This is a genomic window from Streptomyces sp. NPDC001985, assembly GCF_040296845.1.
Lineage (GTDB): Bacteria > Actinomycetota > Actinomycetes > Streptomycetales > Streptomycetaceae > Streptomyces.
The window spans coordinates 15,584-37,909 of record NZ_JBEOYB010000070.1 but is presented as its reverse complement, the minus strand read 5'-3'; the positions used below and the strand labels follow the sequence as shown (position 1 = coordinate 37,909).

Here is a 22,326-nt window from a genome sequence, read left to right as displayed (position 1 = left end):
GGGGGGGGGCGGGGGGGGGGTGGGGGGGGTGGGGGGGGGCGGGGGCGGGGCCCCCCCCCCCCCCCCCACCCCTCTTCCGTGTGCGGTACTCCGTGAGCGCGGTACTCCGTGAGCGCGGTCCGGCCCTTCGGGCTCAGTCCCCCAGTACCCCGTCGACCAGGGCGTCGACGCACTCCTTGATCTGCTCCGGGGTCTGTCCCCGCTCGCGCGTCAGATGGGTGATGAGGCTGGGAGCGAAGGGCGCGAGCAGCAGATGGGCCAGGAGCGGGGCGTCGGTGGTGGGGCGCAGCCCCCGGACCAGCAGCGTCAGATGGGTGTGCCGGGCCAGATACGAGTGGTGGTGGTAGCGGCCGATGGGGGAGGCGTTCTCCCCGGCGAGCAGCAGCGCGCGCTGTTCGACGACGCGGTCGGCGAGCGCGTGCAGAAAGGCGCGCAGCCGCTCCCCGGGGGGCGCGCCGGGGCCGAGCGGGGGCGGGCCGGCCATGAACGCCTCCTGGAACTGCTGCTCCCGCTCGTCGAGCAGGGCGGAGAAGAGCTGGGAGGCGTCGCCGAAGCGCCGGTAGACCGTGCCCACTCCGGTGCCGGACGCGCGGGCGACCGCGTTCATGGTGAGGGCGTCGGGGCCCTGCTCGGCCACGATGCGGGCGGCGGCGTCGAGGATCTTGCGACGATTGTGCGCCGCGTCGGCGCGGGGGGCGGCGCGCTCGGGTGCCGGGAGGAGGGGGAGGGGGAGGTCCACGGGGTGGGGCTCGGGGGAGTGCACGGGGCCTCCGTTCTGCGGTGCGCGGCTCTGCCGGGGGGCGGGGAGCTCTGGGTCCCAGCTTAGCGGATAGGTATCCGGTTAGGGCTTGCCAAGAAGTCGTTGAATCGCATACCTTCGCCGAAGCGGATAGATATCCGCTTCGATCGCAGTCGCTGAAAGGGCCGTCATGACCACCGCCGTCACCCCCAAGATCGCCGTCGTCTACTACTCGTCGACCGGGAGCGTGCACCACCTCGCCGAGGCCGTCGCGGAAGGCGCCCGGCAGGCCGGAGCCGAGGTGCGGCTGCGCCGCGTCGCGGAGCTCGCTCCGGACGCGGCCATCGACTCCAACGCCGCCTGGCGCGCCCATGTCGACGCCACCCAGGGCGTCGAGATCGCCACCCACGCCGACCTCGAATGGGCCGACGCCTACGCGTTCGGCACCCCGACCCGCTTCGGCAATGTCGCCTCCCAGCTGAAGCAGTTCATCGACAGCACGGGCGGTCTGTGGCAGCGCGGGGTCTTCGCCGACAAGCCGAGCACCGCGTTCGTCAGCGCCTCCAACCTCCACGGCGGCAACGAGTCGACGCTGCTGGCGCTCTACAACACGCTGTACCACTGGGGCTCGCTGATCGTCCCGCCCGGCTACACCGACCAGACCGTCTACGCCGCCAACGGCAACCCCTACGGCACCGCTCATGCCTCGGGCGCCGGTGAGCTGCCGGGCGCGAATGTACTGGACGCGGCCCGCTACCAGGGGAAGCGGCTCGCGGGGATCACCTCCCGGCTGCTGACCGGGACGGGTGCGTCCGCTTGACGTCGAGCGGGCCTGAGGGCTGAGGATCGGGGCGGGGCCCGTCCCCCGCTTCCTTCGCTTCTCCCGTTCTCCCGCTTCTCCCGACACGAGGATCACCGTGAACTTCAGCACCCCCCTCACCGCTCTCTTCCCCGGAGCCTCCGGCCGCACGGTGACGGCGCTCTCCGCCCACCGGGAGTCCTCGGGCGGAGCCGCGCTGAGCGTCGAACAGCTCGCCCGGGAGTCCTCGGTGGCCGCCACCCAGCTGGAGAGCGTGCTCTTCCGGCTCGGCCTGCTGGGGATGCTGCTGCCGCGCAGGCGCGGGGAGGAGATCCGGGTGGTGGAGGGGCATCTGGTGTGGGACGCGCTGCGCGAGGTGACGGATCTGCGGGGGCGGCTCGTTGGGGAGGTCCGGCGGCGGGTGGGGGAGGGGGTGGAGCCGGCTCCCGTGTATCTGGCGCTCGCGGGGAAGGTGGCGGAAGGGGTGGCGGCTCATCCGGCGGACCTGCTGGAGCTTCTGGTGGTGCCGCCGGCGGGGGCGCCCGACGACTGGGCGGCCCGCCTGGACGCGGTCGCCCGCGACCTCTCCCGCGACCTCGGCAACCTGGTCCAAACCCATGTACTGCCGCACCCGCCTGCCGCCGCGCCCACGACGGTGGTTGTTCCGCTGGGTGCGTGATGTTCTGCCCTTGCCTGCCAGGGGCAGCCTCGCCGGCGGGCTGAGGCACGAAACACCCCCTCCGGCGGGCTGAGGCACGAAATCCAGCCCCTCCGGCGTTTGAGGAGCGGGGGTTCGGGGGCTGGCCCCTGACCGCGGCCCGCAGGATGCGGGGTCCTGTGGCACAGGTTCCGTCCTCAATCGCCGGACGGGCTGGGTTTGTGCGGGACCCTGTGGCACAGGGTCCGTCCTCAAGCGCCGGACGGGCTGAATTTGCTCGGGTTGCCCGTGGTGCGGGGTCCGTCCTCAAGCGCCGGACGGGCTGAAATTGCTCGGGTTGCCTTGTGGTGCGGGGGCCGTCCTCAAGCTCCCCCAGAGCCTCAGGGAGGTGCCCCCAGACGGGCTGGGGTTGCTCAGTCTCGTCGGCGGGCTGAGGCACGAAATCCAGCCCCTCCGGCGATTGAGGAGCGGGGGTTCGGGGGCCGGCCCCCGACCGTGGCCCGCGGGATGCGGGGTCAAGAGGTGGGGGTGGCCAGGTCGGAGGGGTTGGTGTTGGCGCCGCACAGGACCACCGCCACCCGCTCCCCCACCCCCACCCCGAACTCCCCCCACCCCGCCAGCGCCGCCGCCCCACTCATCTCCGTCACCACCCGGTACTCCTCCCACAGCACCCGCCGCGCCTCCGCGATCCCCCGGTCCGGCACCACCACCGACACCGCGCCCGCGTCCCGCGCGACCCGTACCGCCGTCTCCGACACCCGCCGCGCCCCGAGCGCGTCCGCCGCGATGCTGTCCACCGCCACATCCACCGGCCGCCCCGCCTCCATCGCCGCGTTCAGCGCCCGGCTGCCCTCCGGCTCCACCGCGACCGTACGCATCCCGTGGTGCCGCGCGGCCGTCGCCACCCCCGAGAAGAGCCCCCCGCCGCCGACCGCGACCACCACCGTGTCCAGCCCCGGGATCGCGGCGCGCAACTCCTCCAGCAGTGTGCCCGCCCCGGCCGCCACATGGGGATCGTCGTACGCGTGGCTCCGCAGCGCCCCGCTCCGGCCGGCGAACTCCGCGCACGCCTCGGCGGCATCGGCGTACTCCCCCTCCACCAGCCGCACATCCGCCCCGTACCCCGCCAGCCGGGCGATCTTCACGGGCGGCGCGCTCGCGGGCAGGAAGACGGTGGAGCGCACCCCGAGCGACCTGGCCGCCCAGGCGCAGGCCAGCCCGGCGTTGCCGCCGGAGGCGATGGCGACCCCGCTGTCGGGGAGGGGGCCGGCCTCGCTGTGGGCCAGCAGGAAGTTGAGGGCGCCCCGGGCCTTGAAGCTGCCGGTGTGCTGGAGGAACTCAAGCCCCAGCCAGACCTCCGCCGCCTCCGGCCCCGGTACCACCCCGGAGTCCAGCGGGGTCACCGCGACGGGCCGGACCCGGCCGCGAATCCGCTCGGCCGCGGCGGTGACGTCCTCATGGCTGAGCTGACTGGACTGGTGCACGGGCTGCTCCGGGAGGGAGGTGTCGGCGCGCGGACCCGCGTCGCGAGGGCGCGTGATGTGACAGCGTAACGTACGCTGTCACACATGCCGAGGCACTCAGATTCCCTGGATCGCGCCACCCCCGAGGCCATCGCGGTCGCCGCGCTGGCGCTGATCGACGAGAAGGGCCCGCAGGCCCTGAATCTGCGCGCGCTCGCGGAACGGCTCGGCGTCTCGCACACCACCGTCCACCGGCGCTGCGGCTCGGAGGTGGCCGGTCTGGTGGATCTCTGTACGGACCATCTCGCCGCGCGGCTCCCCGACATCGCGCCCGAGGTGCCCTGGGCCGAGGCGACGGAGGCCCGGTTCGTGGCGCTGTACGAGGTGCTGACGCGCCATCCGGGGCTGATCGCCCTGCGCGGCAACCGCCCCTGGCTCAGCGGTGAGCTGCTGGCCCGGCTGGTGGAGCCCCAGCTCGCGGCGAGTGTCGCGGCCGGGATGACGCCCCGGCGGGCCATGGCCGTCTACCGGCAGATGTATCTGTTCACACTCGGCGCGGTGAGCCATGTGAACCACGGCGACCCCGCCGGGGCGTTCGCCGTGACCCGCACGGCGCTCGCCGGGCTCGACCCGGCGCGCTTCCCGGTGCTGACCGGGCACGCGGAGGAGATCATCCCGGTGGTGGTGGACCACGAGGTGCACCGTCTGGGCCTGCGGGCCCTCATCGCCGCCGCCGCACCCGGACCGGGTTCCGCACCGGCCCGGGTGTGACGGCGGATGTCAGGCGAACGGCCGGTCAGGCGGATTCGCCGGAGCGCACGAACTCGGTCAGCCAGGCCCGGAAGTCCGGTCCGAGGTCCTCGCGCTCACAGGCGAGCTTGACGACCGCCCGCAGATACTCGCCCCGGTCGCCCGTGTCGTAGCGGCGCCCGCGGAAGACCACGGCGTGAACCGGTCCGCCGAGCGACTCGTCCGTCGCCAGCTCGCGCAGCGCGTCGGTGAGCTGGATCTCGCCGCCGCGGCCCGGGGGCGTCCGGTGCAGCACACCGAAGATCTCCGGCGCGAGGACATAGCGGCCGATGACGGCGAGGTTGCTGGGAGCGGTGCCCGGCTCGGGCTTCTCCACCAGGTCGGTCACGCGCAGGACGTCGTCGGGGCCGCCGTCCTCCATCGGGCGCACGGCGGCGCAGCCGTAGAGGTGCGCGCGGTCGGGGTCGACCTCCATCAGGGCGACGACACTGCCCCCGTGCTGCTCCTGCACATCCAGCATCCGGGCGAGCAACTGGTCCCGGGCGTCGATCAGGTCGTCGCCGAGCAGCACCGCGAAGGGCTGGTCGCCCACGTGCGGCTCGGCGCACAGCACCGCGTGGCCGAGGCCGAGCGGGTTGCCCTGGCGCACATAGTGCACGGTGGCCATCTCGCTGGACTCGCGGACCTTGAGGAGCTTCTCCTTGTCGCCCTTCAGCTCCAGCAGCTGTTCCAGTTCGTAGGCCCGGTCGAAGTGGTCCTCCAGGGCCCGCTTGTTCCGGCCGGTGACCATCAGGACGTCGTCGAGTCCGCTGTCGGCGGCTTCCTCCACCACGTACTGGATGGCCGGCCTGTCCACGACCGGGAGCATCTCCTTCGGTGTGGCCTTGGTGGCGGGCAGAAAGCGGGTGCCGAGTCCGGCGGCGGGTATGACGGCCTTGCGGGCCCGGGTGCTCTGTGCAGGCATGGTTTTTCTCCGGACGCGGCTCCGGAGAGCGGTGTCCCTGGTCGGTACTGAGGGTGTGCGACGGGTGTGATGGTACGTGTGCTCTGAACGCGTCGCGGCATGGGTGGGCCACCCCGGTGCCGGGCACGCCGTCCCCGCCGTCCGGATGGGCCCGCGGCGCACGCCGAGGGGAATTCCATAGGGGGACAAAATGCATAAAGCGCTCGCCGGTGCTGAGATGGACCGGACCAGCGCCGACCGTCCAGAAGGAGACCCCCGTGGCCACGCTCACCGCCTGGAAGTTCCCCACCCCCGAGGGTGCGGCCGAGGTCGAGACCACCCTGCTCGCCCTTCAGAAGCAGAGTCTGATCCAGATCCACGACGCCGCCGTGGTGACCTGGCCCGCCGACCGCAAGCAGCCCAGGACCAAGCAGCTGCACAATCTCGCGGCGACCGGGGCGCTCTCCGGCACCTTCTGGGGGATGCTCTTCGGGCTGATCTTCTTCGTCCCGCTGCTGGGGGCCGCGGTGGGCGCCGCCGCCGGAGCGCTCGGCGGCTCGCTCGCGGATGTCGGCATCGACGACGACTTCATCGCCAGTGTGCGCAGCGAGGTCGAGCCGGGCACCTCCGCGCTCTTCCTGCTGACCTCCGACGCGGTGATCGACCGGGTGCACGAGGCCTTCCCGACCGGCACCGCCGAGCTGATCCGCAGCAATCTCTCCAAGGCGGACGAGGCCAGACTCCGCGAGGTCTTCGACGCCTGAGCCCCGGGCCCGGCCTCACCGGCCCCGATCCCGCCGGCCCGGGGCCCGATCCCGCCGGCCCGGGGCCCGATCCCGCCGGCCCGGGGCCCGATCCCGCCGGCCCGGGGCCCGCGCGATCACCGCGGCCGCACCTCGCAGCCCGGGTCCCACGACCCGTTGGTCCGTCGTCCCGCTCCTACTTCGCGTCCGCGTAGCACTCCACCACCGCCGTCGTAAAGGGAAACCTGACCGGGGTCCGGCCGAATGTCACCTCGCCCGCTGTCCTGCCCGCCGCCCGGATGGCGGTGACCACCGCCTCCGCCTCCTCGGCCGGGCAGTGCACCACCACCTCGTCGTGCTGGAAGAAGACCAGCTCCGCGCGCATCCCCGAGAGCGACTGGCGCAGCGCCGCGAGCATCAGCAGCGCCCAGTCGGCCGCGCTGCCCTGGACGACGAAGTTCCTGGTGAAGCGGCCCCGGGCGCGGGCGTCGCTCGATGCGTAACCCGGGGTGAAGCCGTGATCGGCGGGCGGGTCGCCGGGGGCCGGCGGGGCCTCCTGGGGGAGGCCCGCCTCCTCCGCCCCGTCCGCGCCGGCCGCCGGGGGGCTGGTCCGGCCCAGCCAGGTGCGGACCAGCCGGCCCTCCTCGCCGGCCCGGGCGGCGTCGTCCACATAGGCGACCGCCGCCGGGAATCTGCGCCGCAGCGCCGCGAGGTTCTTCAGGCCGTCACCGGAGGTCTGGCCGTAGATCGCGCCGAGCAGCGCGAGTTTGGCGTGCTCGCGGTCGCCGGAGAAGGCCCGGTCGGAGAGGGCCGAGTAGAGATCGCCCTCATGGCCCGCGACCTCCATCAGGCCAGGGTCCCGCGAGATCGCGGCCAGCACCCGGGGCTCCATCTGGTCGGCGTCGGCCACCACCAGCCGCCAGCCCTCGTCCGCGACCGCCGCGCGCCGGATCACCTTCGGGATCTGGAGCGCGCCGCCGCCGTTGGTCGTCCACCGTCCCGAGACGGTGCTCCCCGGGAGGTAGCCGGGGCGGAACCTGCCGTCCCGCACCCAGTCCTGGAGCCAGCTCCAGCCGTGGGCCACCCAGATCCGGTAGAGCTTCTTGTACTCCAGCAGGGGCTGGACGGCGGGGTGGTCGATCTCCTCCAGCTCCCAGCGCCGGGTGGAGCGGACCTTCAGACCGGCGCGGGCGAACGCCTTGATCACCTCGGCGGGGAGGTCGGGCCGCACCCGGCGGCCGAACGCCGCCGAGACCTCGTCCGCCAGCTCCGCCAGTCTGCGGGGCTCGCCGCCGCTCGTGTACCGCTCGCCGAGCAGGTCGTGCAGCACCTGTCGGTGGACATCCGCCCGCCAGGGCATCCCCGCCCGGTTCATCTCGGCGGCCACCAGCATTCCCGCCGACTCGGCGGCGGTCAGGAGGCGCATCCTGCCCGGGTGCTCGGCGGTGTCGTGGCGGCGGAGCTGGTCGCGGTAGACCTCCAGGAGGGAATCCAGGGGGAAGGGGTCCGGCTGGGGGTCGAAGAGGGAGGACTGGGCGCGCGGTTCCGCCGAGCGCTGAGGGGGGTCGGGCGGGACGGGGCGGTGGTGGAGCCGGGCCAGCGCGGCGAGCGCGGAGCGGGGCTCCCCGAGGCGGCCCTCGTGGCCGAGCAGGAGCTGCTCGGCCGCCTCGATGTCGTAACACCGGTCGACGCGGAGGCCGGCGGCCAGCAGGCGGGGCCAGATCTCCTCGGTGGAGCGCCAGACCCAGCGCTCGACGGTGGGGCGGGCGCGGACGGCCTCGACGAGGTCGGGTTCCGCGGTGGCGCGGGCGGAGGGGGTGCCGTCGGGGGCGAGAGGGAGGAGGTGGGCGCCGCCGTCCTCTGTCGCTGTGATGGCCCAGCGGCCCCCGTTTTCGTTCATGGGTTCGATTGTGGCACCCCCCACTGACAACGCCCCGCCGCCACTCCCACCCCCTCATGGGCACACCTGTGCCCCCGAACCCCCGCACGGCGCGGCCCCGGCCCGGGAGGACCCCGCACTGTGCGGCCCACGGTCGGGGGCCGGCCCCCGAACCCCCGCGCCTCAATCTCCCCCAGAGCTGCCTCTGGGAGGTGCCCCCGGCGAGGCCGGGTGTGCCGGACTGTCCGTCGTCCGAGGGAGCCCCGAGCATCCCCAGCCCGTCCGGCGTTTGAGGACGGACCCCGCACCACGGGAGCCCCGAGCAATCCCAGCCCGTCCGGCGTTTGAGGACGGACCCTGTGCCACAGGACCCCGCACGGCGCGGGACCCGTCGGCCCGTCGGCTCGGGTTGGTGCGCGCGGCCCCGCACGGCGCGGGGACCCGTCCGCTCAGGTCAGAGCCCTCACCACCCGTGCGGGATTCCCCACCGCCAGCACCCCGGCCGGCAGGCCCCTGGTCACCACCGCCCCCGCCCCCACCACCGTGTTCTCCCCGATCGTCACCCCGGGGCAGACAATCACCCCGCCCCCCAGCCACACGTTGTCCCCGATGGTCACCGGCTCCCCCTTCTCCCACCCCGCGCGGCGGCGCTCCGTGTCCAGTTCATGGGTCGGGGTCAGCAGTTGCACATTCGGCCCGATCTGCACGTCGGAGCCGATGGTGATCGCCGCCGTGTCCAGGAAGACCGCGTTGACGTTCACAAAGGTGCGGTCGCCGATGGAGATCAGACCGCCGTAATCGCACTGGAACGGTGGCCTGATCGTGACCCCCACCCCCACCGACCCCAGCAATTCGGCCAGAATTCCGGCCCGATCCTCGATCTTCGCCCCGCCGTTCGCGTTGTATGCCGCGCACAACGCGAAGCGCCGCCGGGAGTCCGCTTCCAGCTCCGGGTCGTTTGGTATATACCAATCCCCGGCCAGCATGCGGTCCTTGTTCTCGGCCACCGCATTACCTCCTTCGTCTCGTATGGCGCAAGGGCATCTCTAGGATCGGCCGGATCAGCCGAACCGGCTGCCGGGCCGACCGAAACTCAGGGGCGGGGAACCATGGCGCGAGGCACACGCACAGCCATCCGGAGACTGAGCGCGGCGGTGTTCCCCGCCGTGCTGGTGCTGGGACTCACCGTCGGCTGCGGACTCCTGGGCACGGCGCCGCGACCGGACCGCCCCGCCGCGACCGGGCAGGGCGCCCTGCCCGCCGGGGACGAGCGCCCGGCCGGCCGGGAGCGGACCGGGAACGGCGCCGTCGTCAAGGGCGGGTCGGTCGGCGGCGAGGGCTCCCCCTGCCGGCTGCCCGTCACCTTCGACCACGCGGAGCACTGGCAGCCGCAGGCCGTGGCCAGGGAGGCCGAGATCGGCGGGCCGGTCATCGGCACGGTCACCCTGGCCTGCGAGATCAACGCCCAGCTCTCCGGCTCGATCGGCTTCCTCCGCGTCTGGACCGGGGACACACCCGGTGAGGACCCGCACCGGGCCCTCACCTCCTTTGTCGCCGACAACGCCGTGAGCCGCAAGGGCGACGCCTACACCGTCACCAGGGCCGGGGAGTACGACGCGGTCGAGGTGACCTATCTCAACACCAACGACCTGCTGGAGGAGCCCAGGACCGAGCGGGCGCTGGCCTTCGCGACCCCCGGGGGCGTGGTGATCCTGGACCTGGGCGGGCTGGACTCGGCCGAGCACCGGGCGATGCTCCCCGCCTACGCGCTGGCGAAGAAGACCGTCCGGGCGGTCTGACCCCGGCCGTGGCCCGCCCGCCCGTGGCCCGCCCGCCCGGACCCGGGCGGTCGGGCGGGCGGCCCTCAGCCGAGATCGGCCGCCAGCAGCGCCGCCGTCCTGGCGATCAGCGCGTCCACCCGGGGCGCGTCCGGCTCCAGCCGGGTGCTCAGCACCGCCAGGACGACCGGCGCCCCGCCCGGCGTCCAGGCGATCCCGACATCGTTGTTGGTGCCGTACTCGCCGCCGCCGGTCTTGTCCGCGAGGGTCCACCCCTCCGGCAGCCCGGCCCGGAACCGCGTACCGCTGGTGGTGTTCCGCAGCAGCCACCCGGTCAGCAGCTTCCGGTCCGGCCGGTTCAGCGCGTCGCCGAGGACGAGCGAGGAGTAGGTGCGGCCGATGGCGAGCGGGCTGCTGGTGTCCTCGATCCGCCAGGGCTCGGCCGAGTTCAGATCCGGCTCCCACCGGTCGAGCCGGGTCACCCGGTCCCCGATCGAGCGGCAGAACCGGGTGATCGCGCCGGGCCCGCCCAACTCGGCCAGCAGCAGATTCGCCGCCGTGTTGTCGCTGTAGCGGATGGTGGCGTCGCACAGCTCCGCCACGGTCATCCCCCTGCCCAGGTTCTCCCGGCAGCGGTCGGAGTTCGGCAGCAGATCGGCCTCGGTGTAGTGGATGCGCCTGGCCAGGAACTCGCCGTGCGCGTCCTTGTCCCGCAGCACGGCGGCGGCGGCCAGCGTCTTGAACACCGAGCACATGGGGAAGCGCCGCTCCGCGCGGTGGAGGACCGTGCGGCCGGTCTCCAGGTTGTGGGCGTAGACGCCCAGCAGGGCGGCGTACTCGCGTTCCAGCGCGGCCAGCTCCCGGGAGATCCGGCGCCCGGGTGCCGCCCGGCCGGCCGGAACCGCCTCAGGCGCGGGCCGTACGGATGCCGCCCGGGCGGCGGGCGCCGCCTGTGCCGTCCCGGCGCCCAGCGCGGTCGCGGCCACCACCGCCCCCGTCCCGGCACCCAGCGCGAGAACGCCCCTTCGGCTCGTCCTTTTATCCCCAATTGCGGTCAATGTATTCCGAGAAGGCAGAAGGTCCATGCCTGAACGGACTCCCCGCGCCCGGCGCCCAGTTCCGTGATCGTTCTCACCCCCGCGCCCGGCGGCCCCGTGGGCCGTTCGGCGCCCCGCCGGGTGACGGGACCGGCCGCGCTCCCGTTGGACCCCGGGGGGGCCCGTCGTGCCCCGGCCCCGCCGCCGCGCGTTTCCCCGTCCACAGCCTGTGGACAGAGAATGTCCGTGACGGGTCACCCGCCACCGGAACCCCGGACACCTGAAATGATCGGAACCGAAAGGAGGTGGCCGAATGGCGACAGTGGACGACGCGCTGGAGGCAGCGCTCCATCAGGACGACGACGCCTCGCTCGACACGGCCGCCTCCCTCCTCGCGGCCGACCCCGCCGCCGATCCGGAACTCGCCCGCCGGGGCCGGGAGTTCCTCCGCCGCGCCTGGGAGCGCGGCTGGCAGCCCGCCGACATCCTCCGTCTCGTGCGCCGGGATCTGGAAGATCATCATGCCCGGCTGCTCTCCGGGCTGATCACCGAGGAGTCCCGGCGGTACGGGAACCTCACCCCCCGCTGGCGGGCCCAGCTCGCCGAGCTGCCCCCGCCCGGCCCGCGCCCCGACCGCTTCTCGTACGCCACGGCCGTCCTGGAGCTGTACCGGCTGCTGGTCCGCCTCCCCTCCATCGAACCCGTCGGCCCGGTGCCCGGCGCCCCCTTCGTCCCGGTATCGGGGTACGAGCCCCGGATGCTCGGCCGGATAAGGGCCCTCCTCGCCAAGGCCGAGGCCACCACCTTCCCCGAGGAGGCCGAGGCGCTGACCGCCAAGGCCCAGGAGCTGATGGCCCGCCACAGCGTCGACGACGCAGCCCTGCCCCGGAGCGCGTCCGAGGCCCCGTCCGCCTGCCGGATCGGTGTGGACCCGCCCTACGAGACGGCCAAGGCGATCCTGCTCGACGCCGTGGCCTCCGCCAACCGCTGCCAGGCGGTCTGGAACAGCACCTTCGGCTTCTCCACCGTCGTCGGCTTCGAGTCCGACCTCGAAGCGGTGGAGCTGCTCCACACCTCCCTGCTGGTCCAGGGCACCACTGCGATGACCCGTGCCGAGGCGGGACGGCGGGCGGCCGGACGCAGGCGTACGAAGACCTTCCGCCAGTCCTTCCTGATGGCGTACGCCGCCCGGCTCGGCGAACGGCTCACGGAGGCGGCCGGGAGCGTGACGGCCCCGGCCGATCTGCTCCCCGTCCTCGCCACCCGCGAGGTCGCCGTCGCCTCCCGTACGGAGGAGCTGTTCCCGCGCACGACCAGCACCCGGGTGCGCGGTGTGAGCGACGAGGCGGGCTGGCTCGACGGCCGGGCGGCGGCCGACGCGGCCCGTGTCGCGCCCGGGCGCCGGCGCGTCGGCGGGGGCACCACCTGACACCGGCGCGGAACTGAATCGCTCCGGGAACCCTCCTGCAAGGCAGACGCCGGACTCCCGAAGCGAAGGAAGCACCCGCACCATGCAGCCACTCACATGCCCTCGCGACGCCATGGACTCATGGTGCCGTTCCCTCGTCGCCGGGTACGGTGCCGGTGCTCCTGCCGGGCGGCGGTCCCCCGGTGGCCGGCTGATCTGATGCCCCGACAGCCCTCCCGGCGCGCCGCCCTTCCCACCCGTTCCGCGCTGCGCCGCACCCGCAGACGCCGGCGGGCCCTCGTCGCCGCCGCCTCCGTCGTGGTGGTCTCGGCCGGACTCGGCGGCGCGGCCCTGCTGCTCGCGCCGGACGGCGCCGGCTCGCGCGCCCTGACCGGCCCGGCGCCCACCACCAGCACCGCCGCCCGCCCGGTGCCGCTGCCCGCGAGCCCCTCCGGGGACACCCGGCCCGAGCCCGAGCCCGAGCCGGGATCGAGGACGCCGAAGACCGTCACGCCCGTCCCGGCGGACGGACCCGGCACCTTCACCCCCGTACGCGCCTCCGGCGAGCGGCACGGCCGGGGCCCCGTGCGGCGCTTCCGGGTGGAGATCGAGGACGGTGTCCGCCTCCCCGGCCCGGCGACCGCCCGCGCCGTCTCCGACATCCTCGGCCACCCCCGGGGCTGGACCCGCGACAGCGCCTACGGCTTCCAGCTCGTGGAGTCCGGCCCGGTCGACTTCACAGTGAAGATCGCGACCCCCGGCACCACGGACCGGCTCTGCATGGTCACCACTCCCGCCAGCAAGGGAAATGTCAACTGCCGCGTCCATCACGACGTGGTGGTGAACCTCAAGCTCTGGGTGCGGGGTTCGCCGAGGTTCGACGGCCCCCCGGAGGCGTACCGCGCGCTGATCATCAACCACGAGGTGGGCCATGAGATCGGCCGGGGCCACGAGACCTGCCCCGGCCCCGGCAGACCCGCCCCCGCGATGCAGCAGCAGATCAAGGGGCTGCTGGGCTGTACGTCCAACGCCTGGCCGTACGACGCGGAGGGGAACTACGTCGAGGGCCCGTCGGTGCCCTGACCCCGGACCGGCCGCGGTGGCCCGCCGAAGCTGACCACCGTGGCCGTCCCCAGGGACCCCTCCGTGGGAATCCGCAGGGTCTCGGACCGCCGGTCGCCGACCAGCCTCCGGATACCCTCAGCGCCGGGCTGGTGCCGGCCCCGGGTGTAGCGGATGAGGCTGACCCGGGTGCCTTCGGGCGGCCCGGCCATCCGCCGGTACTGGCGGTAGGTCACCGCGTCGCACCCCGAGTACCAGCCGCTCTCCGGTTCGTAGCCGGTCACCAGCAGGCAGGGCTCACCGTCCCGGGCGGCCAGCGCGCGCGCCACCGGCACGGTCGAGCGGGCCTGCTCCGTCGGACCCGGCATCGCGCCGTGCGCGACCACCTGGACGGTGCCGAGGACCGTGAGCACCGCCAGCGCGGCGACCGCCGCCGCGACCGCGCGGGAGAGGTCTCCGGCCGCCGTCCTGATCGCCCGTACCCCGAGCACGGTGAGCAGGATGACGGGCAGGTAGACGAACCGGGGCTCGCCGTCCGTCGCGATGCCCAGCACGACCGGGACCAGCACGGAGGTGGCACCGAGGAAGACCGTGCGCCGGTCGTCGGGGACGGCCCGGCGCCCGCGCAGCCGCCGGATCGCGGCGGCCGTCGCCGCCAGTCCCGCGAACATCACCACACCACCGAGGTCCCCCGCCAGCCGGTACGGCAGGATCGCCAGGTAGTAGAGGAGCCCGTCGCCGATGAAGGCCCGCTCGGCCTGCGAGGTGGCCCGGGTGAGGAGCCCGAGCGGTGAGCCGGTGAGCCGGGTGGCGTACAGGAAGTGGGGGAGCAGCCCGAGCAGGATCGCGCCGCCCGCCAGGGCGAGCCGGCGGCCGTGGGCGAGCCAGGCCCGCGGACCGTACGCCAGCAGGGCGGCGAGCGCGATGGCGGCGAGGTTGCCGACCACCCCGTAGCGGAGGTGGAAGGCGGCCAGCACCAGGGGCGGAAGGGCGAACAGGGCCCGGGACCCCGGTCTCTCCTGGGCGCGGGTCAGGACGAAGACGATCAGCAGCAGCAGGCCCGTGGAGCCGATGTCGTTGAGGAACTCGGGCACCCGGCGGAGGAATCCGAGGCCGCTGAGGAGCAGCAGCCCGGTGAGAACCGCCGTCGACGGGGTGGTCCAGCGGGCGGCCACCGCGAGGACGACGGCCATGGTGAAGAGGGCCAGCAGAAGGGTGACGGCACGGAGCGCGCCGACGCTGTCGTCGACGCGCAGGGCCAGGGTGCCGAGCAGCGGGAGCCCGATCGGGCGGTAGACCCCCCACCCGGCGTCGGGCGGCCCGCCCTCGGTCCAGGAGCGCGCCTTGTTGGCGTACACCGACTCCTCGTGGCCGATCCAGGGTTCGTCGTCCTGGAGCACCGCCCAGACCCCGGCGGTGAGCGCGAGCACCCCGGCGGCCGGGAGACCCCGGGGGAGCCCGGCCGCGCGCAGGGGGCGTCTCCCCGGATGCGCGGAGGGGAGCCGCCCGCCCCTGCCCAGCCACAACAACGGGGCGCCGAGCAGGAGTAACGGCCAGGGCTGCCACCCCGGCAGGAAGCCGCCCGCGCCCGCCGCGAGCAGCACCTGCTGAAGCGCGGCGAGCGCGGTGACCGCGAGACCGGCGTGCCGGGCCCAGGGCCGGTCGCGCGGTGGTGTGCGTGTGTCCGAGGTTGTTCTGTCGTGCCCCACGGGGGCTTGGACCGGGGTGCGGGGCGCGATGGTTCCGTGCCGGGCCTATTACCGGATCATCGGCCGGAAGTGGGTCCACGGACCACCGGAACCGGGGACGGCCGTGGTGGTACGGGGGTCCGGCCGGCGCCGGCGAAGGCCGCTCCGGAGCGCCTTCGCGAGGAGGGGACCCGCCGGTGGCGCCGAACGTGCGGGCGCCGTCGGCGCGGAGCCGGCGATGCGGTCGGCGTCCCCGGCGCCCGGCGCCCGGCGCCCGGCGCCCGTGGTCCGTTGTCGCTGTGGTGTCGGGCGTCCCGCGTCGGGTGGCGGTCCCGGAGGTGTGCGGCTGTTCACCGGTCGGGCAGTTCTCCGTGTGGTGCCGGGTGTCCCGCGTGGGGTGGTGGGGCCCGGAGGTGTGCTCGCGGCCGTTCACCGGTCGGGCGGTCCTCCGACGGCTCCCGGATCATCTCCGGCGCGGGCGCGGGCTGTTGCCGCGCGCGGCCGTGGCCGCGCGGCGGGGGGTGTGGCGGGGGGTGTGGCGGAGCCCGGCCGGCACGGCCGTCCGGTGCCGGCCGGCGGCGGAGGAGGACACCCCGTACCCAGCCCCTCAAGACACAAGAAAAGCGGGCAAACCCGGCTAATCTCGCCCCATGACCTGGCTGCGGGCGCTGAAACAGACCACCCGCACCGGACTCACCCTCGAACGGCGCCGGCTCGAACCCCTCGTGGCCCTGCGCGGAGCCATCGGCCTGGCGCTGGTTGTCGGCGGGGCGCTGGCGCTGTTCGGTCCGATGGTGGCCGTCAGCTCGGCGTTCGGGGCGCACCAGGCCGCGCTCGCGATCTACCAGCGGAGCTGGCGCCCCCGGCCGGTGCTGGCGCTCGCCTCCGGGACCAGCCTCGCGATCTCCACCTTCCTCGGGTATCTGACCGCCTTCCACCTCCCCCTCTTCATCCTGCTGCTCGCGGTGTGGACCTTCGCCGCGGGGCTGGCGTGGGCGATCGGGCCCACGGTCGGGGTGATCGCCGCGTCCAATGTGGCGATCATGCTGATCACCATCACCCTGCCGGCCTCGCTCGCGGAGGCCGCCGAGCACGCGGCGGTGATCGCGGTCGGCGGGGGCGTCCAGGCGCTGCTGATCGTGCTGTTCCCGGTGCGGCGCTGGGGCGCGCAGCGCGACGCGCTGGCCGACGCGCTCGCGGCGGAGGCGGACTACGCGCGGCGGCTGCGCGAGAACCCCACCGCCTCCTTCGACCCCGAGCCCCTGATGGTGGCCCGCAGCGCCGCCGCCGTCACCCCGCGCCAGGCCCGGCGCAGACCGGCCGAGCTGCACGGCGCGCGGGGGATCGCCGAACGTGTCCGACCGGTGCTGGCCTCGCTCGCGGACCCGGCGGTGGGGGTGGCGGTGGAGGGGCCCGAGCGGGAGCGGGTGCGGGAGGTGCTGGCCGCCGCCGGGACCGTGCTCGACGCCGCCGCGCACGCGATCCGCAGGGGCGACCCGGTCCGCATCCCGCCGGAGGCGCTCGCCGCGCTGAAGAACCCGGACACGCTCACGCTCCTCGGCGGGCCGCCCCGGCGGGCGGTGATCCGGCTGGCGGCGCTGATGGACGACGTGGTGGAGACCGCGCGGGGGGAGGGCACCCCCGAGGAGTCCCACCGGGACCGGCCCCCGCTGCACCGGCTGCTCCCCGGGGCGGTGCGGGCGGTACGGGCTGAACTGCGCCGGGACTCACCGGTGCTGCGGCACGCCATCCGGGTGTCGGCGGTGGTCTGCGCGGGCTATCTGGTCGGTACGGCCCTGCCGCTGGGGCACGGCTACTGGGCGCCGATGACCTCCGTGATGGTGATGCGGCCGGACTTCTCCCAGACGTACGCCCGTTCCGTGGCCCGCTTCGGCGGCACCCTGATCGGGGTCGGGGTGGCCACGGCCGTGGTCCAGGGCTCGCACCCGGGGGTGCCGGTCTCCGGATGCCTCGCCGTGCTCTGCGCTTTCGCCGTGTATCTGTCGCAGCGGACCGGCTATGTGGCGACCAATGTCGCGGTCTCCGCCTATGTGGTCTTCCTGCTGAACATGGGCGGTGAGGACGCCGGCCAGACCGTCCCCGAGCGGGTGGTCCTCACGCTGGTCGGCGGGCTGGTCGCGATGGTGGCGTACGCCCTCTACCCGGCGTGGGAGACCCCCCGGCTCCGCAACCGGCTCGCCGACTGGCTGAAGGCGGACGGCCGGTACGCGGCGGCCGTCGTCGATCACTACGCGCACCCGGCGGACACCGACAACCAGGAGGTCCGCCGGGCACTGCTGGCCGCCCGGGACGCCCGGATCGTCTGGCAGGACGCGCTGGCGCGCGCGATCCACGAGCCGGTACGGGCCCGGGGGCTGACCCGGGCCGGCGCGGAGGCGGCCGAGCACGCGCTCGCGCAGATGGGCCGCAGCGCGATGCTGATGGAGGCCCATCTGCCGGAGCACGGCGCCGTCCCGGTCCCGGCCGCCGCCGCGCTCGCGGACGCGCTCCGGCAGGACACGGAGCGGGCCGCGAAGGCGGTGCGCGAACGCCGGCCGCTGCGGTGGGACCGGGTGCGGGCCGCCCTCGCGGAGTGGGAGGACGACGACACCGTGCTCAGCGGCGGGACCGCGCTGCTCGCGGAGGCGCTGGAGGAACTGGCGGACGCGCTCTCCGACGGGGTGCGCGACTGACGGCCGCCGCCCGGGAGGGCTCAGGACGCCGGAACGGCGTCCAGCTTGGGCAGCTTGGTGGGCAGGCTGTCCAGCTTCGCCTTGGTGAGGGTGTCGGTGATCCCGTCGCCCCAGTCGACGACGAGCTTCTTCGCGTCCGCCGACCTGACGGTGCCCATGGTGCGCTTCTGCTTGCCGCCCGCGCAGGTCATCGCCAGCATCTGGTCGCCGTGGTCGGCCACCTCGCCGTTGCAGGCCCCGTCGGCGGTGAGGAGGACGACGGTCTTGTCCTTGATGCCGATGGTCACGGTCGTGCCGTCGGTGCGCCCCATCCACTGGCCCTGGAGCGCGGCGGGGTCCGCCTTCCCGGCCGTGGCCTCCGGCGCGTCCGGGGCGTCCGACGCGGCACCCTCGTCCTTGCCGCTCTCCTTCTCCTGTCCCTTGGAGGAATCGGCCCGGGAGGTGTCGGTGCCGCCGCTGTCGTCGCCCGCGCATCCGGAGAGAACGAGTGAGGCCGCGGCGACAAGTCCGGCCGCGGCCATGGAAGTACGTATACGCACGAAGCTGTCCCCTTGGGTGGGTTGACGGTCGGCGCCAAGCTACCAGGGCGACTTCGAGCCCTTCGGGTACGCATGGGTGTACGGGGCATGCGCGGCGCCGGGGGTCGCGGAGTACGCCATCGGGCGCATACCGGGGTCCGCCGACTGGGCGACAACGCCGATACCCGGCGCGTGTATTGGGTTATCACGTGGAGACTGGCACCAGAACGCCGCGGAACACGTCTCTTCCTGTGCGGGACTGATTCGGCCCCGGGACGGCGCAGGTCACGGAAGTGCCTTCGCGGGCGGGCGGCGACTTCTGGCCCCGGCCGGAATCCACCCCGTTACGGGCGGGAACTGTAACCACGGGAATACCGCGCGTGCACGTGCATATGCCCGTGCTATCGCTCATGCATTCGCACGTGAAACAGAGCTATGATCCGGGACAGTTGACACATGCACCTTGTAGCCCGGGAGCGTCTCGTGCACCACTCGTACAACGGCATGGCGGCCACCGAGCTCCACGGGGTCGTCTGGCAGAAAAGCAGGCACAGCAACTCCCAGGGCTCGTGCGTGGAGTTCGCCAAACTGCCCGGCGGGAATGTCGCGATGCGCAACTCCCGGCACCCGGACGGCCCCGCGCTCGTCTATACGCCCGCCGAGATCACGGCGCTGCTCCTGGGTGTCAAGGACGGGGAGTTCGACCACCTGGTGGCGGGGAGCTGACCGCTCGACCCGCTCCGCCCCGTGTGCTCCGCGCCCCTTCGGCGGATGTGCCGGCGAAGGAGAGGCGGGCCCGCCCCCCGAAGCCGGGCCCGCTCCCCGGCTCGTACGGCCCGGCTTCTCGGTCCGGGCCTAACCCAGCCGGAACAGCGCCCACACGACTTTGCCGTGCAGGGCCCCGGCGAGCGGGTGCCACCCCCAGCTGTCGCTGAAGGAGTCCACGAGAAACAGCCCCCTGCCGGATTCCGCCGTCCCCCTGGGGTCGGGGAAGGAGGTCTCGTCACCGTCGAAGGCGCCGGGACTGTCCGGGCTGGGGTCGCGCACCGCGCACACCAGCCGTCCCGGCCAGCGCATCAGATGCAGCCGGACGGGCGGGTCCTGCGCCTCGTGCGCCGCCGTCTCCCCGGGCAGGGCGTGCCGCAGCGCGTTGGTGACGAGTTCGGAGACGACCAGGGCGACATCGTCGAAACGCTCGCCCAGACTCCATCCCCCGAGGGTGACCCTGGTGAACTGCCGCGCCCCGCGCACCGCTTCGAAGCGTCCGGGCAGTGAGCACGACGCCGAACTCGACACCCTCGCGGGATCGATCGGAGGCAGCCCCTGCCGTAACGGCTCGAGCATGGTCGATCCATTCGTCCCCATGCGAGGCACTCCCCGGGAATCGCGGCTGTGGCGCTACAACACGAACGAGCACGCAGGTGCGGCGAGGACCATGGTTCCGAATGCGTTGGGCAGATGCAAGGGCAGATGCACGTGCACGTGACCGTGATGTCCTTGTCCGTGGCGATTCCTCGTCATATCTTTCTCTGATCTCTTTCATGGTCTTCCCAAGGGAGTCCCATTTCCGTAACCGGATGAGTACGCGCTGAAGTGTTTTGGTGGCAGAATCGCGCACTTGAGGCCCGGGGGGTGCCTCAGTCTGTAAGAGGAGTCCGCACAGGACCGACGAGACGCATGACGAGGTTGGGGAGGGTTGGAGTCGTGACCGTTGGCGAGTCGTGGGCCGAAGGGCCGGGTGGGGGTTCCGTGGTGCGGCGCATCCTGTTGGGCTCGCAGCTGCGGAGACTGCGCGAGTCACGCGGTATCACCCGGGAGGCGGCCGGCTACTCGATCCGCGCGTCCGAGTCAAAGATCAGCCGTATGGAGTTGGGCCGGGTGAGCTTCAAGGCGAGGGATGTCGAAGACCTGCTGACGCTCTACGGAGTCGCCGACGAAGTCGAGCGCGGCGCGCTCCTCGGCCTCGCCAAGGAGGCCAATGTCGCCGGGTGGTGGCACAGTTACAGCGATGTGCTGCCCGGCTGGTTCCAGACATATGTGGGACTGGAGGCGGCGGCGTCCCATATCCGTCTCTACGAGGTCCAGTTCGTGCACGGAATGCTCCAGACCGAGTCGTACGCCCACGCGGTGGTCACCCGGGGCATGCCCGACGCGCCGAAGGACGAGATCGACCGCCGGGTCGCCCTGCGGCTCGAACGGCAGAAGGTGCTGGTCTCCGAGCGGGCGCCCCGGCTGCACGCGATCCTCGACGAGGCGTCGCTGCGCAGGCCCTACGGCGACCGCGCCGTCATGCAGGGCCAGTTGAAGCATCTGATCGAGGTCTCTGAGCAGCCGAACATCACCCTTCAAGTGATGCCCTTCAGCTTCGGCGGTCATGCGGGCGAGAGCGGCGCGTTCGCCATGCTGCGCTTTCCCGAGTCGGACCTGTCCGACATCGTCTATCTGGAGCATCTCACCGGCGCGCTGTATCTGGACAAGCGCGAGGAAGTCGCCCAGTACGAGAAGGTGATGACCCGCCTCGGGGAGGACAGTCCGGACCCGGCCGAGAGTCGCGATGTTCTGCGTGGTCTACTCCAACTCACCTAATGCGTAAGTATAGTGACGTGGCATCAGACGCGCGTCTTTGTGAGGTTCTGAGGTTCTGGCGTTCCGACGTTCTTGACGGGTGAGGGATCGGTATATGTCCTTGTTCAGCGAGCTGGCCCACCAGTACATCGATGGCACGTGGCGGCCCGGGAGCGGCTCCTGGGACATCATCGATTTCAATCCGTACAACGGGGAGAAACTGGCCTCCATCACGGTCGCCACCGCCGCCGAGGTCGACGAGGCCTATCGCGCGGCCGAGCGCGCCCAGGTCGCCTGGGGCGAGACCAGTCCGTACACCCGCCGGACCGTCTTCGAGAACGCGCTGCGCATCATCGAGGAGCGCGAGCAGGAGATCACCGAGGCGATCATCGCCGAGCTGGGCGGCACGTACATCAAGGCCGGCTTCGAACTGCACCTCGCCAAGGAATTCCTGCGCGAGGCGATCCAGCTCGCCCTCCGCCCCGAGGGGCGGATTCTGCCCTCCCCGGTGGACGGCAAGGAGAACCGGGTCTACCGGCTGCCCGTGGGGGTCGTCGGGGTGATCAGCCCCTTCAACTTCCCCTTCCTCCTCTCCATCAAATCCGTCGCGCCCTCGCTGGCGCTCGGCAACGCCGTGGTGCTCAAGCCCCACCAGAACACCCCGATCTGCGGCGGTTCCCTGGTGGGCAAGGTCTTCGAGGACGCGGGGCTGCCGCCGGGGCTGCTGAATGTCGTCATCACCGATATAGCGGAAATCGGCGACGCGCTGATCAGCCATCCGATTCCCAAGGCGATCTCCTTCACCGGCTCCGACAAGGTGGGGCAGCATGTCGCCACCGTCTGCGCGGCCAACTTCAAGCGGGCGATCCTGGAACTGGGCGGGAACAGCGCGCTGATCGTGATGGACGACGCGGATATCGACTATGCCGTCGACGCCGCCGTCTTCAGCCGTTTCGTGCACCAGGGCCAGGTCTGTATGGCCGCCAATCGCGTTCTGGTGGACCGCTCGGTGGAGCGGGAGTTCACCGAGAAGTTCGTCGCGAAGGTGCGGACCCTGAAGGTCGGCGATCCGGCCGACCCGGCGACGCACATCGGCCCGCTGATCAACTCACGGCAGGCGGACGCCGTCACCACCCTGGTGGAGCAGACCATCGCGGCCGGCGCGACCGCGCTGCTGCGCGGCGGCGCCGTCGACAATCTGGTCGAGCCCTCGGTGATCACGGGTATCGCGACCGACTCCCCGGTGCTGGGCCAGGAGATCTTCGGCCCGGTGGCGCTGATCGTGCCCTTCGACGGGGAGGAGGAGGCGATCAGGATCGCCAACGACACCCCGTACGGGCTGAGCGGCGCCGTCCACACCGCCGACATCGAGCGCGGGGTGCGGATCGCCAAGCGCATCCACACCGGAATGATCCACATCAATGACAGCACCGTGCACGACGAGCCGATCGTGCCCTTCGGGGGCGAGAAGCACTCGGGCAGCGGACGGCTGAACGGCGAATCGATGATCGAGGCGTTCACCACCCAGAAGTGGATCTCGGTGCAGCACGGCCGTTCGCGGTTCCCCTTCTGAGCGGCCCTCCCCATCGGGCGGCCCCGCGCA

The 22,326-nt window shown here is 73.0% G+C and carries 20 protein-coding genes; 11 read left to right on the top strand and 9 right to left on the bottom strand.

Annotation, left to right across the window (positions count from 1 at the left end):
* Positions 1–133: 133 nt before the first annotated feature.
* Positions 134–763, bottom strand: a complete 630-nt coding sequence (locus tag ABT122_RS26655; RefSeq protein WP_351557306.1) for a TetR/AcrR family transcriptional regulator — start codon at positions 761–763, stop codon at positions 134–136.
* Positions 764–929: 166 nt separating this feature from the next.
* Here ABT122_RS26655 and wrbA point away from each other — a divergent pair, with 166 nt between their 5' ends.
* Both wrbA and ABT122_RS26645 read left to right on the top strand, forming a co-directional pair.
* Positions 930–1,559: an NAD(P)H:quinone oxidoreductase gene (gene wrbA / locus ABT122_RS26650; protein WP_351557303.1), complete on the top strand. Its 630-nt coding sequence runs from the start codon at positions 930–932 to the stop codon at positions 1,557–1,559.
* Between the two features lie 97 nt (positions 1,560–1,656).
* Entirely contained in the window at positions 1,657–2,217 is a 561-nt protein-coding gene (locus ABT122_RS26645; protein WP_351557300.1) for a hypothetical protein, read from the top strand.
* 494 nt (positions 2,218–2,711) lie between these two features.
* On the opposite strand, the gene ABT122_RS26640 is transcribed toward ABT122_RS26645, so the two are convergent.
* Positions 2,712–3,680: a threonine/serine dehydratase gene (locus tag ABT122_RS26640; RefSeq protein WP_351557297.1), complete on the bottom strand. Its 969-nt coding sequence runs from the start codon at positions 3,678–3,680 to the stop codon at positions 2,712–2,714.
* Positions 3,681–3,764: 84 nt separating this feature from the next.
* Here ABT122_RS26640 and ABT122_RS26635 point away from each other — a divergent pair, with 84 nt between their 5' ends.
* A complete protein-coding gene (locus ABT122_RS26635; protein ID WP_351557294.1) occupies positions 3,765–4,430 on the top strand; it encodes a TetR/AcrR family transcriptional regulator in 666 nt (221 codons plus the stop codon).
* Between the two features lie 25 nt (positions 4,431–4,455).
* On the opposite strand, the gene galU is transcribed toward ABT122_RS26635, so the two are convergent.
* Entirely contained in the window at positions 4,456–5,373 is a 918-nt protein-coding gene (gene galU / locus ABT122_RS26630; protein ID WP_351557291.1) for a UTP--glucose-1-phosphate uridylyltransferase GalU, read from the bottom strand.
* Positions 5,374–5,630: 257 nt separating this feature from the next.
* Here galU and ABT122_RS26625 point away from each other — a divergent pair, with 257 nt between their 5' ends.
* Entirely contained in the window at positions 5,631–6,116 is a 486-nt protein-coding gene (locus ABT122_RS26625) for a DUF1269 domain-containing protein (protein ID WP_351557288.1), read from the top strand.
* Between the two features lie 175 nt (positions 6,117–6,291).
* Here ABT122_RS26625 and ABT122_RS26620 read toward each other — a convergent pair whose 3' ends face one another.
* Both ABT122_RS26620 and ABT122_RS26615 read right to left on the bottom strand, forming a co-directional pair.
* Entirely contained in the window at positions 6,292–7,995 is a 1,704-nt protein-coding gene (locus ABT122_RS26620) for a bifunctional 3'-5' exonuclease/DNA polymerase (RefSeq protein ID WP_351557285.1), read from the bottom strand.
* A gap of 428 nt (positions 7,996–8,423) precedes the next feature.
* The gene (locus ABT122_RS26615; RefSeq protein WP_351557282.1) at positions 8,424–8,981 is read right to left on the bottom strand and encodes a sugar O-acetyltransferase; all 558 of its coding nucleotides are present in this window, start codon (positions 8,979–8,981) and stop codon (positions 8,424–8,426) included.
* 102 nt (positions 8,982–9,083) lie between these two features.
* Between ABT122_RS26615 and ABT122_RS26610 the strand changes: the two genes are divergently transcribed.
* A complete protein-coding gene (locus ABT122_RS26610) occupies positions 9,084–9,773 on the top strand; it encodes a lipoprotein (protein WP_351557279.1) in 690 nt (229 codons plus the stop codon).
* A 65-nt stretch (positions 9,774–9,838) separates the two neighbouring features.
* Here the strand turns inward: ABT122_RS26610 and bla are convergent, their stop codons facing one another.
* A complete protein-coding gene (gene bla, locus ABT122_RS26605) occupies positions 9,839–10,741 on the bottom strand; it encodes a class A beta-lactamase (protein WP_502976207.1) in 903 nt (300 codons plus the stop codon).
* 361 nt (positions 10,742–11,102) lie between these two features.
* On the opposite strand from bla, the gene ABT122_RS26600 reads away from it, so the two are divergent.
* Complete coding sequence (locus ABT122_RS26600) at positions 11,103–12,218, top strand: DUF2786 domain-containing protein (RefSeq protein ID WP_351557273.1); 1,116 nt, start codon at positions 11,103–11,105, stop codon at positions 12,216–12,218.
* 198 nt (positions 12,219–12,416) lie between these two features.
* Positions 12,417–13,280: a DUF3152 domain-containing protein gene (locus ABT122_RS26595; RefSeq protein WP_351557270.1), complete on the top strand. Its 864-nt coding sequence runs from the start codon at positions 12,417–12,419 to the stop codon at positions 13,278–13,280.
* On the opposite strand, the gene ABT122_RS26590 is transcribed toward ABT122_RS26595, so the two are convergent.
* Positions 13,253–14,968 (bottom strand): glycosyltransferase, encoded by a 1,716-nt coding sequence (locus ABT122_RS26590; protein WP_351557268.1) that lies wholly within the window; start codon positions 14,966–14,968, stop codon positions 13,253–13,255. The two genes, ABT122_RS26595 and ABT122_RS26590, sit on opposite strands and share 28 nt — an antisense overlap.
* 629 nt (positions 14,969–15,597) lie before the next feature.
* Here ABT122_RS26590 and ABT122_RS26585 point away from each other — a divergent pair.
* A complete protein-coding gene (locus tag ABT122_RS26585; RefSeq protein WP_351557266.1) occupies positions 15,598–17,640 on the top strand; it encodes an FUSC family protein in 2,043 nt (680 codons plus the stop codon).
* A gap of 20 nt (positions 17,641–17,660) precedes the next feature.
* Here ABT122_RS26585 and ABT122_RS26580 read toward each other — a convergent pair whose 3' ends face one another.
* The gene (locus ABT122_RS26580) at positions 17,661–18,179 is read right to left on the bottom strand and encodes a hypothetical protein (protein WP_351557264.1); all 519 of its coding nucleotides are present in this window, start codon (positions 18,177–18,179) and stop codon (positions 17,661–17,663) included.
* Between the two features lie 462 nt (positions 18,180–18,641).
* On the opposite strand from ABT122_RS26580, the gene ABT122_RS26575 reads away from it, so the two are divergent.
* Positions 18,642–18,884 (top strand): DUF397 domain-containing protein, encoded by a 243-nt coding sequence (locus ABT122_RS26575; RefSeq protein WP_351557318.1) that lies wholly within the window; start codon positions 18,642–18,644, stop codon positions 18,882–18,884.
* A 129-nt stretch (positions 18,885–19,013) separates the two neighbouring features.
* On the opposite strand, the gene ABT122_RS26570 is transcribed toward ABT122_RS26575, so the two are convergent.
* A complete protein-coding gene (locus ABT122_RS26570) occupies positions 19,014–19,523 on the bottom strand; it encodes an ATP-binding protein (RefSeq protein ID WP_351557261.1) in 510 nt (169 codons plus the stop codon).
* Positions 19,524–19,835: 312 nt separating this feature from the next.
* Between ABT122_RS26570 and ABT122_RS26565 the strand changes: the two genes are divergently transcribed.
* Entirely contained in the window at positions 19,836–20,744 is a 909-nt protein-coding gene (locus tag ABT122_RS26565) for a Sco1979 family transcriptional regulator (RefSeq protein WP_351557258.1), read from the top strand.
* Positions 20,745–20,838: 94 nt separating this feature from the next.
* Positions 20,839–22,296, top strand: a complete 1,458-nt coding sequence (locus ABT122_RS26560) for an aldehyde dehydrogenase family protein (protein WP_351557255.1) — start codon at positions 20,839–20,841, stop codon at positions 22,294–22,296.
* The last annotated feature ends 30 nt before the right edge of the window (positions 22,297–22,326 follow it).